General features: G+C 75.3%; 13 protein-coding genes and 1 pseudogene. 9 read left to right on the top strand and 5 right to left on the bottom strand.

Going from position 1 to position 17451, the window contains the following annotated elements; genetic code table 11:
* Positions 1 to 271 precede the first annotated feature (271 nt).
* From AB0F18_RS33050 to AB0F18_RS33040, 3 genes are all read left to right on the top strand, one after another.
* Positions 272 to 2104: a protein kinase gene (locus tag AB0F18_RS33050; RefSeq protein ID WP_362067354.1), complete on the top strand. Its 1833-nt coding sequence runs from the start codon at positions 272 to 274 to the stop codon at positions 2102 to 2104.
* A gap of 159 nt (positions 2105 to 2263) precedes the next feature.
* Positions 2264 to 2683, top strand: coding sequence for a tyrosinase family oxidase copper chaperone (locus AB0F18_RS33045; RefSeq protein WP_362067352.1), 420 nt, complete (start codon positions 2264 to 2266; stop codon positions 2681 to 2683).
* Positions 2680 to 3525: a tyrosinase family protein gene (locus AB0F18_RS33040; protein ID WP_362067350.1), complete on the top strand. Its 846-nt coding sequence runs from the start codon at positions 2680 to 2682 to the stop codon at positions 3523 to 3525. Before AB0F18_RS33045 ends, AB0F18_RS33040 begins: the two co-directional genes overlap by 4 nt.
* A 49-nt stretch (positions 3526 to 3574) precedes the next feature.
* On the opposite strand, the gene AB0F18_RS33035 is transcribed toward AB0F18_RS33040, so the two are convergent.
* Together AB0F18_RS33035 and AB0F18_RS33030 are read right to left on the bottom strand one after the other, a co-directional pair.
* Positions 3575 to 4495, bottom strand: coding sequence for an aminoglycoside phosphotransferase family protein (locus AB0F18_RS33035; protein WP_362067348.1), 921 nt, complete (start codon positions 4493 to 4495; stop codon positions 3575 to 3577).
* Between the two features lie 173 nt (positions 4496 to 4668).
* Complete coding sequence (locus AB0F18_RS33030) at positions 4669 to 6936, bottom strand: MMPL family transporter (RefSeq protein ID WP_362067346.1); 2268 nt, start codon at positions 6934 to 6936, stop codon at positions 4669 to 4671.
* 365 nt (positions 6937 to 7301) lie between these two features.
* On the opposite strand from AB0F18_RS33030, the gene AB0F18_RS33025 reads away from it, so the two are divergent.
* The 3 genes from AB0F18_RS33025 to AB0F18_RS33015 all read left to right on the top strand — a co-directional run bounded on the left by AB0F18_RS33025 (position 7302) and on the right by AB0F18_RS33015 (position 12799).
* Positions 7302 to 8069, top strand: a complete 768-nt coding sequence (locus AB0F18_RS33025; protein ID WP_362067344.1) for an SDR family oxidoreductase — start codon at positions 7302 to 7304, stop codon at positions 8067 to 8069.
* Between the two features lie 113 nt (positions 8070 to 8182).
* Entirely contained in the window at positions 8183 to 11083 is a 2901-nt protein-coding gene (locus AB0F18_RS33020; protein WP_362067342.1) for a BTAD domain-containing putative transcriptional regulator, read from the top strand.
* 909 nt (positions 11084 to 11992) lie between these two features.
* Positions 11993 to 12799 carry an amidinotransferase gene (locus AB0F18_RS33015; RefSeq protein WP_362067340.1) on the top strand — a complete coding sequence of 269 codons (807 nt, stop codon included), beginning with the start codon at positions 11993 to 11995 and terminating at the stop codon, positions 12797 to 12799.
* A 7-nt stretch (positions 12800 to 12806) separates the two neighbouring features.
* On the opposite strand, the gene AB0F18_RS33010 is transcribed toward AB0F18_RS33015, so the two are convergent.
* Positions 12807 to 13646, bottom strand: coding sequence for a DUF4097 family beta strand repeat-containing protein (locus AB0F18_RS33010; RefSeq protein ID WP_362067338.1), 840 nt, complete (start codon positions 13644 to 13646; stop codon positions 12807 to 12809).
* An 83-nt stretch (positions 13647 to 13729) separates the two neighbouring features.
* The gene (locus AB0F18_RS33005; protein ID WP_362067336.1) at positions 13730 to 14248 is read right to left on the bottom strand and encodes a toxin-antitoxin system HicB family antitoxin; all 519 of its coding nucleotides are present in this window, start codon (positions 14246 to 14248) and stop codon (positions 13730 to 13732) included.
* A gap of 152 nt (positions 14249 to 14400) precedes the next feature.
* Between AB0F18_RS33005 and AB0F18_RS33000 the strand changes: the two genes are divergently transcribed.
* The 3 genes from AB0F18_RS33000 (at position 14401) to AB0F18_RS32990 (ending at position 17160) form a co-directional block, all read left to right on the top strand.
* Positions 14401 to 15660, top strand: coding sequence for an FAD-dependent monooxygenase (locus AB0F18_RS33000; protein ID WP_362067334.1), 1260 nt, complete (start codon positions 14401 to 14403; stop codon positions 15658 to 15660).
* A 64-nt stretch (positions 15661 to 15724) separates the two neighbouring features.
* Positions 15725 to 16312, top strand: coding sequence for a TetR-like C-terminal domain-containing protein (locus AB0F18_RS32995; protein ID WP_362067332.1), 588 nt, complete (start codon positions 15725 to 15727; stop codon positions 16310 to 16312).
* The gene (locus tag AB0F18_RS32990) at positions 16309 to 17160 is read left to right on the top strand and encodes an alpha/beta hydrolase (RefSeq protein WP_362067330.1); all 852 of its coding nucleotides are present in this window, start codon (positions 16309 to 16311) and stop codon (positions 17158 to 17160) included. The genes AB0F18_RS32995 and AB0F18_RS32990 overlap by 4 nt, the downstream gene beginning before the upstream one ends.
* A 27-nt stretch (positions 17161 to 17187) precedes the next feature.
* Here the strand turns inward: AB0F18_RS32990 and AB0F18_RS32985 are convergent.
* A pseudogene (locus tag AB0F18_RS32985) lies at positions 17188 to 17451 on the bottom strand (2-oxoacid:ferredoxin oxidoreductase subunit beta); the annotation flags it as partial.

Below are 17451 nucleotides of genomic sequence, written 5' to 3'. Positions count from 1 at the left end.
AACCGAGCCCCCGGTGCTTGGGCGCCTGCGGGTCGGTCCGGGCGAGCAGGATCCCGAAGTCGGCGGTGTGCGCGGAACTCGTCCACACCTTCTGTGCTGCGGCCGCAGCACCGGGACCCGCCCGCTGTTCCGGCCGGCCCGGGCCGTGTCCTGGGGACCGGGCGGGGCGAACTGCCGTGCGCGGGGCGGCAGTAGGCTCGGGAGCGGCTGTCGCGGCGGGGGGGCATCGGGTAGTTTTCCGAAAACTGATCTCGATCCCCTTGGGGCTGACGTGGTGGAGCTGGACGGGAGCGGGGCCGAGCCGCTGCAGGCGGACGATCCGCGCCGGATCGGGGCGATCGCGCTGGTGGGGCGGCTCGGGGCCGGCGGTATGGGCCGGGTGTTCCTGGGGGTCTCGGAGGGCCGGTACGTCGCGGTCAAGCAGCTGCTGGCCTCCGTCGTCGGCGAGGACGAGGACTTCGTACGGCGGTTCGGGCACGAGCTGGACAACCTCGCGCGGCTGCCCGCCGGGGCCACCGCGCCGCTGCTCGCCAGCGACCGCACCGCGCGGCCCCCGTGGTTCGCCACCGCCTACATACCCGGGCTCACCCTGCGCGAGGCCCTCGACGTGCACGGCGGCCCGCTGCCGGCGCGCTCGCTGTGGCTGCTGCTGCGGGAGGCGGCCGCGGGGCTGGCGCCGGTGCACGCGCTGGACATGGTGCACCGGGACCTCAAGCCGTCCAACGTCATGCTGACCCTCGACGGGCTCACCCTCATCGACTTCGGGGTGGCCCGGGCGGCCGAGCAGAGCCGGCTGACCCGGACCGGCATGGTCGTGGGCACGCCCGCGTACATGGCGCCCGAACAGGCCTCGGGGGCGCGGAGCCTGAGCGGTGCCACCGACGTGTTCGCGCTGGGGTCGGTCCTCGCGTACGCGGCGTGCGGGCGGCCGCCGTTCGGCGAGGAGTCCGGGCACGGGGTGCTGTACCGCATCGTGCACGAGGAACCCGGCCTGGAGTCGCTGCGGGAGCTGGACGCGGAGCTCGCCGAGGTGGTCGGGGCCTGCCTCGCCAAGGATCCCGCGGACCGACCCAGCGCCGCCGAGCTGCTCGAACGGGCCTCCCGGCACGTCACGGGCGACGGTCCGCCGTGGCCGGCGGCCGTCACCGCACTGCTGTCGGAGCGGGCCGCCTTCGCGGCGCGGGTGCAGGAGGTCGACGTACCGACCCTGCCGCTGGGCGGGAAGGAGGGCGGGGAGCCGGAGCCTGCCGCCGGGGCGCAGGCGCCTGCCGGGCGGACTGAGCCGGCCGGGCGCCGCCGGCGCACCCGGGTGCTGCTCGCCGTCGTCCCCGTGGTCGTGGTCGCGAGCGGTACGACGCTCGCCATCCAGCACCTGCCCTTCGCCTCCTCGCCGCCCGCGAAGGCGGACGCGGGCGCCGCGCCGCAGGGCACCCCGCCGGCCTCCGTCCCCGCATCGGGCGGGCCGTCGGCCCCGGCCCCGGCTTCGGCGGGTCCGTCGGCCTCGGGCGCCGCACCGTCGGGTGCTGCCCCGCAGGCGGGCGCACCGTCCCCGGGCGGCGCGGGCCCGGCCGGCCAGGGCCCCGGGGGCGCGGGGCAGGACGGGGGCACCGGAAGCGGTCCCGCACCCGGAACGGGACCCGGTACGGGCACCGGCCCGGCCCCCGGTACGGGTGACGCCGCGGGCGGTGCGGGCCCCTCCGGCGGGGGGTCGTCCACGAAGACCCCGCCGCCCCAGCCGCCCTCCTCCGGCACCGGCCGCTACCGCAACGGCGCCGACGGCCAGTGCATCACGCAGGTGTTCGGGTCATCGGACCACGGGGACTGCGGTGACGCGAGCGCCCGGTGGACCGTACGCGGCAGGCCGGACGGCAGCTTCAAGCTCGTCAACGAGCAGTCCGGCCAGTGCCTGTACTCCAACGGGCTGGGCCAGGCCGTGTTCGTGGGCGACTGCGCCCAGGACATCGGCCGGGTGTGGCGCACCGGTTCGGGCGGCACCCTGCGCTCCGACCTCGGCGGCGGCTGCCTCGACCTGCCCATGGCGGGCGGGCTCGTGACGGCCTCGTGCGACGGTGACGCCTCACAGCGCTGGACCCGCCTGTCCTGAGCGACACGCCGGGACGGCGGCTGGCCGGAAGGTGCTGTCATGGCCACGTAAGATGAGCCGTGGCCGTACCGCGTCCACCTGCGCTCCGTCCTGCCCGGTGACGTTCGGTGTGCGGGCCAATGATCGAGCGTTCAAGGACTTCTGGTACCTATTCAGGCCATGAAGAAGATCACTCGCCGGCAGGCGCTGGGGCTCAGCGCCGGTGTCGCCGCAGCCCTGGGACTGGCCGCCTGCTCGTCCAAGAAGGACCCCGCCGCCGCCCCGGCGGCCGGCCCGTCCGGTGCGGCAGGGGCGTCGGGCGCGCCGATGTCCATACCCACCGGCACCATCGACGAGACCTACGAGGGCCACCGCATCCAGATCACCGTGGGCTCCGGCGGCCACCACGGGGTCGGGATGCCCGTCGTCAAGATCGACGGCAACGAGCTGCACCTCATGCGCAACGCCGACAACACCTGGGTCACCGTCGTCAACCACTACGAGACCTTCCCCGACCCGATCTCGGCGGCCCGCGCCGCCGTCCGCGAGCTCCAGGGCGCCGACCTCGTCCCCTTCGCCCCGAAGGAGGCCAAGCTGTGACCACCGTACGCAAGAACCAGGCCACGCTGACCCCCGACGAGAAGCGCGCGTTCGTCAACGCCGTGCTGGAACTCAAGCGGACGGGCATCTACGACCGGTACGTCAACGCCCACAACTGGTTCCTCATGAACGACGACGACTTCGGCGACCGGATCGGCCACCGCGGCCCCTCCTTCCTGCCCTGGCACCGCCGGTTCCTGCTGGACTTCGAGGCGTCGCTCCAGCGGGTGGACCCGAAGGTCTCGCTCCCCTACTGGGACTGGACCGCGGACCGCACGGCCAACTCCTCGCTGTGGGCCTCGGACTTCATGGGCGGCACCCGCCGGGGCCGCGACGGCCAGGTCCTCGACGGGCCCTTCGCCTACCAGGGCGGCAAGTGGCCGCTGACGGTGGGCGTGGACCGGCGCACCTACCTGCGGCGCGGTCTCGGCTCCGGGACCCCGCAGCTGCCGACGCGGGCCGACGTGGACTCCGTGATCGCCATGCCGGTGTACGACTCCGCGCCCTGGAACAGCGCCTCGAACGGCTTCCGCAACCACCTGGAGGGCTGGCGGGGCGTCAACCTGCACAACCGGGTGCACGTGTGGGTGGGCGGCCACATGACCTCCGCCGCCTCCCCCAACGACCCAGTGTTCTGGCTGCACCACGCCTTCATCGACAAGCTGTGGGCCGAGTGGCAGGCGAAGAACCCGAAGTCGGGCTACCTGCCCGCCACCCGGACGGCGAACGTGGTCGACCTGCGGTCCGTCCTGAGCCCGTGGAACAACGTGACCCCGGCCGACATGCTCGACCACCACCGGTTCTACACGTTCGACACGGAGAACGGCTCGCAGCGGTACTGAGACGTGTCCCGGCCCGGTCCCGTCGGGGTCCGGCCGGGCCGAGGAGCGGTCAGGGGCGGGCCCGGGCGGTGCCCCGGAAATCGGCGAGGGCTTCGGCCGTCGTGCGGTGGGCGACGGCGGCGAGGACCGGGTTGGTCTCGCGGTAGTAGTGCTCGGCGGTGAGGCCGAAGGCCAGGGCCCAGCCGCGGCCCCGGGCCCAGGTGGCGTCGTCCGCCCCGCACGCCTCGCGGAAGGGCTCGCGGGTTTCGGCCGTCAGCAGCGTCCAGGCGGCCATCGTGTCGCAGGCGGGGTCTCCGGCGCCCACTCCGCCGAAGTCGATGACGGCCCGCAGCCGGCCGTCCCGGGCCAGCAGGTTGCCCGGCAGCAGGTCGCCGTGGAGCCAGACGGGGGCGCCCTCCCACTGCGGGAGCCCGAGGGTCTCCTCCCAGAGGGCGGTCGCGGTGTCGGCGTCGTGCGTCCCGTCCGCACCGAGGTCGCGGATCGCGGCGCGGACCCCCTCGTCGCGGGTGGCGACCGGTCCGCCGCGGAAGGACACCGGTGCGCCGGCGGCGTCGACCCCGCGCAGGGCCGCCACGAAGCGGCCGAGTCCGACGGCGGCCTCGCGCAGGTCGGTGACGGGCTCGTCGAAGAGGTTCTCGCCGTCGAGCCAGCGGTACACCGACCACGGGTGGGGGAAGCCCTCGCCGGCGACGCCCTGGCCCAGGGGCTCCGGCACCGCCAGCGGCAGGTGCGGGGCGAGGTGCGGCAGCCAGCGGTTCTCCTTGGCCACGTCGGCGGCGGCGCCCGGGATCCGGGGCAGGCGCACGGCCATGCCGGAGCCGAGCCGGTACATGGCGTTGTCCGTCCCGGCCGAGGCGACCCTGCTGACGGGAAGGTGGGCCCACTGCGGGAACTGGGCGCGGATCAGCGCGCCGACGAGGGACTCGTCGGTGTCGGCCTCGTCGGCGTGCATCTTGGTGCCGGCTGCCACGGGGCTCCTCGGGACGGGGGCGGCGGTACGGGCGGCAGGGAGCCTATGCGGGGCCGTCGGGCGGGGGCCACGGCTTTTCTCCGGAAAGCGGCGGCGCCCGCACGCCGGAGGATCGGATCCCCCGGTGTACGGGCGCGGTCGCGGTGCTGCGGGTGCGGGTGCGGGTGCGGGGCTCAGACGGAGTAGTCGTGCTGGTCCTCGCGGCGGTGGGCGGGGTGCGGGGCCGCCGGGCCGCCCTTCGCGATCGTGACGGAGTGCTGCCGGTTCAGCTTCTCGCCCTCGACGTCCATGTTCGGCAGCAGCCGGTCGAGCCAGCGCGGCAGCCACCAGGCCGACCTGCCGAGGAGGGCGAACAGGGCCGGGACCAGGGCCATGCGGACCACGAAGGCGTCGAAGAGGACGGCGGCGGCGAGGCTGAAGCCGACCATCTTCACGAAGTCGTTCGTCTCCAGGATGAAGCCGGAGAACACGCTGGTCATGATGATCGCGGCGGCGCTGACGACCCGTCCGCCGTAGCGGAATCCGGTGACCACGGCCTCGGTGGGCCCGGCGCCGTGGACGTACGCCTCCCGCATCCGGGTCACGAGGAAGACCTCGTAGTCCATCGCGAGGCCGAACACCACGCCGATCATGAAGATCGGGAGGGTGCTCATGATCGGGCCGGGCTGCTCGATGCCGAGGACGTCGGCGAGCCAGCCCCACTGGAAGACGGCCACGACGGCGCCCAGGGCGGCGGAGACCGACAGGAGGAAGCCGAGGGCCGCCTTGAGCGGGACGAGCAGCGAACGGAAGATCAGCACCAGGAGCAGGAAGGCGAGGCCGACGACCAGGCCCAGGTAGGGCAGCATCGCGTCGTCGAGGGTGCGGGAGAAGTCGATGAACAGGGCGGTCTGGCCGGTGACCAGGATCTCGGAGCCGGTGTCGGCCTCGATGCCGCCCGCCATCCCGCGGAGGGTGGTGACCAGTTCCTCGGTCTCGTGCTCGGTGGGACCGGAGGCCGGGACCACGGTGATGACGGCGGTGTCGCCGGCGGCGTTGGGCACCGCGGGGGTCACCGCGGCGACGCCCTTGACCTGTGCGAGTTCCTTGCCGACGGTGCCGGCCGCGGCGGCCGCGTCCTTGGCCTGGACGGTGACGGTCAGCGGGCCGTTGAAGCCGGGTCCGAAGGACTCGGACAGCATGTCGTAGGCCTTGCGCTGGGTGGTGTCCACCGCCATGGTGCCCTCGCCCGGGAGGCCGAGCTGGAGGCTGGCGGCGGGCACGGCGAGGGCGCCGAGGCCGAGGACGCCGACGGCCAGGACCAGCAGGGGGCGGCGTACGACGAACTGTGCCCAGCGGGTGCCGAGGTTGGGCCCGCGCCGCGCCGCGATCCGGTCGGCCTTGCGCTGCTGGCGTGCGGTGAGCGGCTTGCCGTAGATGGCCTTGCGCTCCAGGCGGGGCATGACCTTGACGGGTACGAAGCCGAGGAGCGCGGGGACGAGCGTGACCGCGATGAGCACGGCGATCGCGACGGTGCCGGCGGCGGTGAGGCCCATCTTGGTGAGCATCGGGACGTTGACGACGGCGAGTCCGGCGAGCGCGATGATGACGGTGAGGCCGGCGAAGACGACGGCCGAGCCGGCGGTGCCGACGGCGCGGCCGGCGGCGTCGGCGCGGTCGCGGCCCTCGGACATCTCGGCGCGGTAGCGGGAGATGATGAACAGGGCGTAGTCGATGCCGACCGCGAGGCCGATCATCATGGCCAGCGTGGCGGTGGTGGCGGAGAGCCCGAGGGTGCTGCCGAGGGCGGTGACGGCGGCGCTGCCGACGGCCACGCCGATGACGGCGGTGAGCAGGGGCATGCCGGCGGCGACCAGGGAGCCGAAGGTGAGCAGCAGGACCACGGCGGAGACGAGGATGCCGATGCCCTCGGCACCGCCCATGGCGGCCTCGACCTTGACGGCGTCACCGCCGGACTCGACGGTCAGTCCGTCGGCCCGGGACTTCTCCAGGACCGCGTCGAGGCCGTCGTGCGCCTCGTCGGTCAGCTTGAGGGCCGAGACCTTGTACGTGGCCACGGCGTAGGCCGTGGTGCCGTCCTTGCTGACGGCGTTGGTCTGGAAGGGGTCGGAGGCCGCGACCACGTCCGGCGCCTTGGCGAGGGCGGCGACGAGTCCCTCGACCTTGGGCTTCTGGTCGGGGTCGGAGAGCTTGCGGCCGGCCGGCGCGCGGACCACCACGCGGGCGGTGGCGCCGTCCGCGCTCGCGGCCGGGAACTTCTCCTTGAGGACGTCGAAGGCCTGCTGCGACTCCGTGCCCGGCATGGAGAACGTGTCGGCCGGCGGGGGCGGGGCGGTGGAGGCGGCGAGGCCGACCGCGACCAGGACGGCGAGCCACAGCAGGGTCACCAGGCCCCGCCGCCGGAAGGCGAACCGGCCCGTCTTGTAAAGGAAGGTGGCCATGGCGAAACAGACTCCCGTTGGTCGGCGGGGAAGGGACGAGGGAGGAGCGGTCCCGTACGGCACGAGCCCGACCCGTGGCGCCACTATGGCACATGAATGGCGCTAGAGGGAGCCACATAGGCGCACTACCTGACGTCATCGATGTGCCACATGGGGCCAAAGGTCATCGAAACCGGGCACATGTTTCCCGCGGTAGCCCCGAACTACGCCTAGAACGGGGTGACTCCATGCAGGCGCCACCGTGACACCACTGCGGCTCGACCGGGAGCGGTGAGCGGACGGTGAGCACGCGGTGAGCGGCCCGGGCGACGGTGTGTCCATCGCCGGGGCCGCCAGGGGCCCGGCCGGTGGACGAGGAGCGGGACATGGGCGGCACGCTGAACGGCAAGACGGCGCTGGTGACGGGCGGTTCGCGGGGGATCGGCCGGGCGGTGGCACTGCGGCTGGCCGCCGAGGGGGCCCTGGTCGCCGTCCACTACGGCACCGACGGGAAGGCGGCGCAGGAGACCGTGGCGCGGATCGAGGAGGCGGGCGGCGCGGCGTTCGCCGTCGGGGCCCGGTTCGGGGAGGACGGCGCGGTGGACGCGCTGTTCGAGGGCCTGACCGCCGGGCTGGCGGGACGCGGGCTGGACGTCCTCGTCAACAACGCGGGGATCGGCTCGGGCAGTTCGGTCGAGCAGCTCACCGAGGAGGAGTTCGCCCGGCTGCTCGCGGTCAACGTCACCACCCCGCTGTTCGTGGTCCAGCGCGCGCTGCCGCTGCTCAACGACGGCGGCCGGATCGTCAACATCGGCTCCACGGCCAGCCGCTTCGCGGTCGCGAGCCAGATCGGCTACACCATCACGAAGGCGGCCCTGGAGTCGATGGCCCCGACCCTGGCCAACGCGCTGGGCCGGCGCGGCATCACCGTCAACACCGTCGCGCCCGGCGCCGTCCGGACCGACCTGACCGCCGGCTACACGGCGGTCCCCGAGGTGGTGGCCGCGCTGGAGTCGATCACCGCGCTCGGGCGGCTCGGTGAGCCGGAGGACGTCGCCGACGTCGTCGGCTTCCTGGCCGGGCCGCAGGGGCGCTGGATGACCGGCCAGACCGTCGACGTCTCCGGCGGCACCTGGCTCGGCCCGCTCGGCTGACCCGCTCGGCCGACCGCTCGGCCGACCCGGCCGGTGACCGGCCTGTGGGCACCCGGCGGCCGGTCCGGAACCGGCGGGGTCTGGCGTGATCATGACGGGTGATAATCAGCCGCATGCGGTTCTCCATCCTGGGCGGGACTCTGGCACGGCGCGACGACGGCTCCGAGGTTCCGCTCGGCGGCCCCGCCCGGCGCGCGCTGCTGACCCTGCTGCTGCTGAGCCCCGGCGAGACGGTGTCCGCCGAGCGGCTCGCCGAGGAGATCGCCCCGGACGGGGCGATGTCGGCGCACGCCCTCCAGTCCCAGGTGTCCCGGCTGCGCGCCGTGCTGGGCGCGGCGCTGATCGAGCGGTCGGGGGCCGGCTACCGGGCCGTCGTCGGCCCCGAGGACGTGGACGCCTGCCGGTTCGAACGGCTGGCCCGCGAGGGCAGGGCCGCGCTCGGTGAAGGCGATCCCGCGCGGGCGGAGGCGCTGCTGGAGGAGGCCCTCGGCCTGTGGCGCGGGCCGGCGCTTGCGGACCTGGCGCACCCGGTGGACAGCGACACGGCGCGGGCGGTCGCCGTACGGCTGGAGGAGGGCCGGCTCGGGGCGGTCGAGGACCGGATCGAGGCCGGGCTGCGGCTCGGCCGGCACCGGGCGGCCGTACCGGAGCTGCGGGAGCTGGTCGGGCGCCATCCGCTGCGCGAGCGGCTCGCGGGGCTGCTGATGCGGGCCCTGTTCGCCGACGGCGGGCAGGCCGAGGCGCTGGTGGTGTACGAGGCGACGCGGCGGCACCTGGCCGAGGAGCTGGGCACCGACCCGTCGGCCGAACTGGTCGCGCTGCACCGGGAGCTGCTGGACCCCGCCCCCTCCCCCGCGCAGGCCGCGCCGCCCGCGCAGCTGACCTCCTTCGTCGGCCGGGCCGCGGAGGTGGACGAGGTCGTCGGACTGCTGCGGGTGGCCCGGCTGGTCACGCTGGTCGGGCCCGGGGGTGTCGGCAAGACCCGGCTGTCGGTGGAGGTCGCGGGGCTCGCCTGCGACGACGTGTGCTTCGTGGAACTCGCCTCGCTGCGCGAGGGCTCCGGCCTGGCGCAGGCGGTGCTGGGCGCGCTCGGGCTGCGCGAGAACGGGCTCCAGGCCGGGGGCCCGGGCCAGGGTCCCGTCGAGCGGCTGGCCATGGCCCTGTCCGACCGGGTGCTGCTGCTCGTCCTGGACAACTGCGAGCACCTCGTCGAGGAGGCCGCGGAGCTGGCGGCCCGGCTGCTGGCGGCCTGCCCCCGGCTGCGGGTGCTGGCCACCAGCCGGGAGCCGCTGTCCGTCATCGGGGAGAACCTCTGGCCGGTACGGCCGCTCGACGACGGGGCGGCCGTACGCCTGTTCACCGAACGGGCCTCGGCCGTCCGGCGCGGTTTCACGGCCGGGCCCGGGCCGGTGGAGCGGATCTGCGCGGCCCTCGACAACCTGCCCCTGGCCATCGAGCTGGCGGCCGCCCGGCTGCGCACGATGGACCTGGAGGACCTGGCGGGCCGGCTGGACGACCGGCTCGGGATGGCCGCCGCGCGGGGCGGCCGCACGGCCGACGGACGGCACCGCACCCTGCGTTCGGTCGTCGCCTGGAGCTGGGAGCTGCTCTCCGGCGAGGAGCAGCGGGCCGCGCGGCGGTTCACCGTCTTCGCGGGCGGCGCGACGGGTCCTGCGGCGCTGGGGGTGTGCGGGGCCGACGGGGAGACCCTGGAGTCGCTGATCGACAAGTCGCTGCTGGAGTTCGCGGGCGGACGCTTCCGGATGCTGGAGACGATCCGCGCGTACGGCGCCGAGCGGCTGGAGGAGGCGGGCGAGGGCCGGGAGGTGCGCGCCGCCCACGCCGCGTACGTGCTGGACCTGGTGCGCGCCGCCGATCCGCACCTGCGGGGCGCCGGACAGCTGGAGTGGCTGGGGGTGCTGGCGGCCGAGCACGGCGAGCTGCTCGCCGCGGTGCGCTGGGCGGTGGAGGAGGGCCGGTGGGGGACGGCCCTGGAACTGCTCGCGTCGGCCTGCGCGTACCTGTCGATCCGCGGGATGTCCGGTTCGGTCGCCGCGCAGGCCGCGGCGGTGCTCGACGCCCTCGGGGACGCGCCCGCGGAGGGGCTGGGCGAGGAGTACGTGGCCTGCGTGCTGCTGGCGGCCGCCCGGCCCGGCGGCCACGCGCTGTGGCGGCGCCACCGGGCGCGGGCCGAGGAGCTGCTGGCCGCCGCGTGGCCGGGCGGCAGGGTGGGCCGCTACCCGGTGGTGCTGCTGCTGTGGATGATGCGCAACGCCTCCGAGGCCGACCCGCTGCGGGCGTTCGCGCTCGTGTCAGCGCAGCGGGACTCCGCCGAGCCGTGGGTGCGGGGCGCGGCCTCGTACGTGGCGGGGTTCGAGCCCCTCGGGCAGGGGGACCCGGCCGGCGCCGAACGGGCCTTCACCACCGCCCTGGAGGGCTTCCGCGCGGCCGGCGACCTGTGGGGCGGCGCCCTGGTCCTGGACGCGCTCGCCGGGATGGCGGCGGCGCGCGGCGACCGGGCGGGGGCCGTCGCGCTCACCGACCAGGCCCTGGAGCTGACCGGGCGGCTCGGCGCCCTGGAGGACAGCGCCGACCTGCTGGTCAACCGGGGCGACCACCTCGTGGACGGGGACCCGGCGGCGGCCGGCGCCGACTACGCCCGGGCGGCGGCCCTCGCCCGCCGCGCCGGGGGTTCCGCCGCCCTGGCGGGGGCCCTGCGCGGGCTCGCCGACCTGGCCCTGCGGGACGGGGACCCGGCGCAGGCCGAACGCCTGTACGCGGAGGCCCTGGAGCGGATCGACCCGCACTGGATCAAGAGCGCGGGCAGCCGGGTCCGGGCCCTCGCCGGGCTGGGCCGGGTCGCGGAGTCGAACGGCGACCGGGCGACGGCCCGGTCCCGCTACGCGGAGGCCGCCGCGTCGGCGGCAGCGGTGGTGGGCGGCACCGCCCCGGCCTCCCTGCGCCTGCTGGGCCTGCCGGAGGACGTCATCGCCGCGGTGACGGCCCACACCTGACACCCCGCCAGGGCCCCGGGGCCGCCCGGCCCCCGACGCCGTGTTCGCGACGCCCTGCACGACGGGGTGACCGGCGGCTGGAGGTCCCCCGCGCGAAAGGGCGCGCCTCCGCCTCCGGCCGCGGCGGCGGCCGCCCGCGCAACCCCCCGCACCCGGCGGCGTGTTGGCCCGCACGACCGGGCGGCGTGTTCGCCCGCACGACCGGGCGGCCCGCGCCACCGCCGGGAGGTGCCCCGGGCCGCACGGCGCCGTGCCGCAATGCGCCTGCTCCCGCCGGGACGTGCCCCAGGCCTCACGGCACCGCGCCGGAATACGACCGCCACCGCCGGGACGTGCCCCGGGCCACACGGCACCGCGCCGCCATGCACCCGCCACCGCCGGGACATGCCCCGGGCCACACGGCACCGCGCCGCCATGCGCCCGCTCCCGCCGGGAGGTGTCCCCGTGTCGTTGTCGAGGTGCCCGTGTACGGGCGGTGCCGGGGAGGCTTTGCGGCTTGTGGGACGCGGTAGCGGGCGGCTCGGCGCGTCCTCCGGAGTCGGAGGGGGTGGGCCGGGGTGTCCCGCCGGCGGGACAGGGAGCCCGTGGGCGTTGCCCCGTCGGGGCCCGCCTTGCCATGCTCGGACGCGGCGACGGCGCCCGCGCCGCGGTCACCCCCGGGCCGCCGGACGGACGGGCGCCGCCCCTGACCCGCGGGAGCCGAAGGACCCGGGCACGGCGGTGGCCCGGCGACGGGACCGGGCCCGGCACGGCCGGTAGCCGCGCCCGGCGTCCGGCGGCGGCCCCGGGCAGCGCGTCCGGGGCCACCTGGCCGTCGCCTTCCGTTCCGCTCCGGTCCGCCCGGCTCTGCCACCGTCCAGACCAGTCCGACCACCCGAGGCCCCTCAACCCCGCCCCTGGAGCCCATGGATGAACACCGAACTGCTGATGTCCGATGCCACCCACTTCCGCATCGACTACGTCATCAACCCGTACATGGACACCCGCGTCCAGCCGGACGCGGGGGCCGCCGTCGCCGAGCACGACGCGATCGCCGCCGCCCACCTCGCGGCCGGCCGCACGGTCCGCCGGATGCCGTCCGCGCCGGAGTGCCCCGACATGGTGTACACGGCCAACGGGGCCTGGGTGTGCGGCGACCGCGCCGTGCTGGGCGACCCGCCGGCCGCCCGCGCCGCCGAGATCCCGTACTTCCGGTCCTGGCTGAAGGAGAACGGCATCGACGTGTTCGACGCCCCCTACTCCTTCAGCGGCCAGGGCGACGCCCTCGCCTGCGGGGACCTGCTGCTGGCGGGCCACGGCCAGCGCACGGACCGCCGGATGCACGACGTCCTGGCGGACCTGACCGGCCACCAGGTGGTGCCGCTGCGCACCGCCGGGTACGAGTGGTACGACCTGGACCTGGCCGTGGCCGTGATCGACGAGGGCACCCTCGCCTACTACCCGGGCGCGCTGGAGGCGGAGAGCGTCGGTGTGCTGCACTCCCTGGGGCTCGACCTGATAGAGGTCGACACCGAGGAGGCCCGGGCCTTCGCCCTCAACCTGATCAGCGACGGCACGACCGTGACGATGACCACCGGCGCCCCCCGGCTCGCCGCGACCCTGCGCGAGCGGGGCAGCACGGTGGTCGAACTCGACACGACGCAGCTGCGCAAGGGCGGCGGCGGGGTCCGCTGCACCGCCCTCACCCTGGACAACCCGGTCCCCGCCGCCCGCTAAGGCCCTGTCACGCGGCGCGGGTGATCACGATGTCGCCCAGGCCGGTGCGGGCGCGGACCTCGACGACGCCGTCGGAGCCGTCGGGTCCTTCGGAGGGGCCGAGGGTGTTGTGCACCTTGCCCAGGCGGGAGGTGACGTCGAGCCAGGCGGCGACGGAGACCCGGATGCCGATGTCGATCCGGCCGGCGGCGGTCTGGAGGTCCGCCTTGCCGCGGGCCAGCTCGCCGATCCGGATGGCGCCGCTCGCGGACTTGGCCTCGACGGAGCCGTGCGCCCGGTCGACGGTGATGGAGCCGTTCGAGCTCTTCGCCCGGACGTCTCCGGTGACCTCGCCGATCTCGGTGTCGCCGTTGAGGTTCTTGACGGTCGCCGTGCCGTCGACCCGGCCGATGCGGATCCCGCCCGCCCCCTGGACCTCGGCGTCGCCGGCGCAGAGGTCCAGGCGGACGTCGCCGTGGCCGGTGCGCAGTTCGACCGGGCCGGCCTCGGCCACCCGGATGTCCCCGGCGCCGGACTTCAGCACGCACGCGCCGAAGGCTCCGTCCAGGACGAGGGCGCCCACCCCCGTGGCGGCGCGGACGCGGGAGCCGGCCGGCAGTCCGACGCACACGTCGACCGAGCCGACCCTGCCGAACGGGAGGCGCTTCCTGGGGCCGCGTACCGTCAGCGTGCCGCCGGCGTGGTCGACCCGGCACTCCCGGGCCGCGCGCTCGTCGTCCGGGTCGGCGGGATCGGCGGGGAGGACCTCGACGACGGTGTCCGGTCGCTCGCCGGCCGTGAGGCGGACCGACCCCACGTCGATCTCGACGGAGAGGGCGATCGGTGCGGGGGTCTCGAAGGTAAGCATGACGGTCCGATCCTCATGACGTGGTGCGGGTTCCCGCCGGTCCGGCGGACGAGGGGGTACGGGGAGCGGCCGGGTGGCGCCGGTCAGCGCACCCAGCCGGTGTAGCTCTGTCCGGCCCGGGTGCGCCGCAGCCCCGCCGACTGCTCGGCGGCGGCCTCGGCCAGGGCCCCGGACAGGGTACGGACCACCCAGGAGTTGACGGAGATCCCCTCGCGGCCGGCCGCTTCCTCGGCGCGGGCCTTGAGGTGCGCGGGCAGGCGGAGGTTGATGCGCGCCGTCCCGCCCTCCTCGCCCTCGGGAAGGACCGGGGCCGACGGTACGGCCGGGGCGGCCGGGCGCTCGTCGTACGCGGGCTCCGCCTGCGGGACGGCCACGACGAACTCGGGGTCCAGGCCCCGCAGCCGTACGGAAACCGATCCCGGCGCCAGGTCCCGCGTGACCTCGTCCATCGCGTCGGAGAGGGCGTTGAGCAGGGTCAGCCGGGTGGCCGACTCCAGGGGGGCGGTGAGCCGGCCGGCCAGGGCGCGGGCCTCGTCGCCGCCCGCGTCGGCGGCGACGGCGAGCTCGTGCCGGAGGTTTTCTACGTACGGCCTCAGATCCATGGCGCCACTATGGCACATACGTGGCACCATGACCAGAATCGGTGTGTGCCACGTCACGCGCGGGCGGCGCGACCCGCCCTCACCCCTCCGCTCACGCCGGAGGTGAGCCGGCGGTGAGCGCGCGGTGAGCACCCCCGCGCACGCTGTGCCCCATGACGAACACCACCGCCGGCACCGCCGCCGCCCGCAAGACCACCGTCCTGATCTCCGGCGCCTCCGTCGCCGGCCCGGCCCTCGCCTACTGGCTCCACCGCCACGGCTTCGCCCCCACGATCGTCGAGCGCGCCCCCGCCCTGCGCGAGGGCGGCTACGCCGTCGACTTCCGGGGCGAGGCCCACCTGACGGTGCTGCGCCGCATGGGCATCCTCGACGCCCTCGAAGCTGCCCGCACCGGCACCGGCTCCATGTCGTACGTGAACGGCGCGGGCAAGCCGCTGGCGAAGCTCCCCGCCGACCTGTTCGCCGGGGACCTGGAGGTGCTCCGGGGCGACCTGGCGCGGATCCTCTACGACGCCACCAAGGAGAACACCGAGTACGTCTTCGGGGACTCCGTCACCTCCCTGGCCGAGGACGCCGACGGGGTCCACGTCACCTTCGAGCGCGGCGCCCCCCGCCGCTTCGACCTGGTCGTCGGCGCCGACGGCCTCCACTCCCGCACCCGGAGCCTGGCCTTCGGGCCGGAGGAGCGCTACGTGAAGCACCTCGGCGTCTACTGCGCGGTCTTCACCACCGCCAACCACCTCGGCCTCGACCGCACCGGGCACACCTACGTCACCCCCGGCCGGATGGTGGCGATGTACAGCGCCCGCGGGAACACGGAGGCCAAGGGCGTCTTCTACTTCGGCTCGCCGCTGCTGGACCTCGACCGCCGGGACGTGACGCGCCAGCAGGCGCTGCTCACCGAGCGGTTCGCGGGCAACGGCTGGCAGAGCGACCACCTGCTGGAGCGGATGCGCCACGCCCCGGACTTCTACTTCGACTCCGTCGGCCAGGTCCGCATGGACAGTTGGTCGCGCGGCCGGGTCGCCCTGGTCGGCGACGCCGCGTACTGCCCCTCGTCCCTGTCGGGCATGGGCTCGGGGCTCGCGCTGGTGGGCGCGTACGTCCTGGCCGGGGAGCTCGCCGCCGCGCGCGGCGACCACCGCACCGCCTTCGCCGCGTACGAGCGGGAGATGCGGGCGTACGCGGAGGGCTGCCAGAAGATGGGCGACGGGGTCGCGAAGATGATGGTCCCCCGGAGCAGGCTGCTCGTGGCGCTCCTCAACCGCTACTACAAGGTCATGCCCTACCTGCCGGGCAAGGACATGGCCGCGAGGATCGCCCGCAAGACCGCCGAGAACATCACCCTGCGCGACTACGCCACGCAGACGGGCACCCGTCCGACCGCAGCCGGAATCCGTGTGGACAACTGAAACCTAGAGCCTCTAGGTTTAGACCTAGAGCAACTAGCCAGGCCATCGCAGGGGGAGGCGCCGTATGGTGCGCGCAGGACTCAACGCCGCACGGCTCACGGAGGCGGCCGCCGAGATGGCGGACGAGGCCGGGATCGAGAAGGTGTCGCTGTCCGCGCTCGCGCGGCGGTTCGGCGTCAAGGACGCGAGCCTGTACTCGCACGTGCGCGGTCTGCGGGACCTGCGGGTGCGGGTGGCGCTGCTGGCCGGCGAGGAGATGACCGAGCGGATCGCGGTCGCCGTCGCCGGGCGGTCGGGCAAGGACGCGCTCGTCGCGTTCGCCGACGCCTACCGGGAGTACGCCCTGGAACGCCCGGGCCGTTACGCCGCCTCACAGATGCGGTTCGACCCGGAGGAGGTGGCCGGCTCGGCCGGGCTGCTGCGCAGCGTCGAACTGACCTACGGGATGCTGCGCGCCTACGGGCTGGAGGAGCCGGACCTGACGGACGCCGCCCGGCTGCTGCGCAGCACCTTCCACGGCTACGTCCACCTGGAGCTGAGCGGCGCCTTCGGACACTCCCGCGAGGTGCGGGAGTCCTGGGCGCGCGGGCTGGACGCCCTGCACGTGGCCCTGGCGAACTGGCCGTCACCGAACGAGGGGGAAGCCCGATGACCACGACCGCGCACGAGTTCACGACCGGCACGCTGGAGGCGCCCGGCGCCACGCTGTACTACGAGCGGCGCGGCGAGGGCCCCGTACTCCTGCTGATCCCCGGCGGCGGGGCCGACGCCGGCCTGTACGCGGGGACGGCCCCGGCGCTGGCCGCCGCGGGGTACACCGTCGTCTCGTACGACCCCCGGGGCCAGTCCCGCAGCACGCTCGACGGGCCGGCCGGCGACCAGCGGGTGGAGGACTGGGCCGACGACGCCCGCCGGGTGCTGGACCTGGTCTCCCCCGGCGAGCCGGCGTACGTCCTCGGGTGCAGCGCCGGCGCCGTCGCCGCGCTCGGGCTGCTGGCCCGCCACCCGGAGCGGGTGCGCCGGCTGGTGGCGCACGAGCCGCCGCTGGTGGAGGTCCTGGACGACCCCGCACCGTACCGGGCGCTCTTCGCGGAGGTACGGGAGCTGATGCGGACGCAGGGCGCGGGGGCGGCGACGGCCCGCCTCGGCGAGGGCCTGGGCGGGGCCCCGGAGCGGGACGCGCAGCCGGCCGAACTGCCGCCGGAGATCCTGGAGATGGCGCCGCGCATGTACGCCAACCAGCCGTTCTTCCTGGAACACGTCCTGTACCCGTTCACGGCCGGCACCCCGGACGTGCCCGCCCTCCGCACCTCCGCCGACCGCCTCGTCCTGGCCGCAGGCGAGGACTCCCGCGACATCCCCGCCCTGTACGGCCCGGCGACCCGCCTGGCGGCCCTGACCGGCGCCGCCTTCACGGAGTTCCCGGGCGGCCACGTGGGCTGCGCCGAACACCCGACCCGCTTCGCGGCCCGGCTCCTGGAGACCCTGGCCGGGGAGTGACGGCCGGCCCCCACCGCATGGCGTCTGTCAGCGGGCGACGGTCCAGGTATCGGTGCCGGTGAGAAGGGCTCCCAGGTCGGCCTTGCCGTAGCGCTCGATCGCGGTGTCGAGTTGTTCGGCCATGAGGGTGTCGTAGACGGGGCGGTCGATGTTGCGGAAGACGCCGATGGGGGTGCGGTGCAGGGTGTCGGGGTCGGCGAGGCGGGAGAGGGCGAAGGCGGTGGTGGGGGTGGCGGCGTGGGCGTCGTGGACGAGGATCCGCGATGCGTTCTCGTCGGTGACGGTGACCAC

Origin of the sequence: Streptomyces sp. NPDC029216 (assembly GCF_040648015.1) — a bacterium.
Lineage (GTDB): Bacteria > Actinomycetota > Actinomycetes > Streptomycetales > Streptomycetaceae > Streptomyces.
The sequence above is the reverse complement of the archived record's forward strand: the minus strand, read 5'-3'. Positions and strand labels throughout refer to the sequence as shown.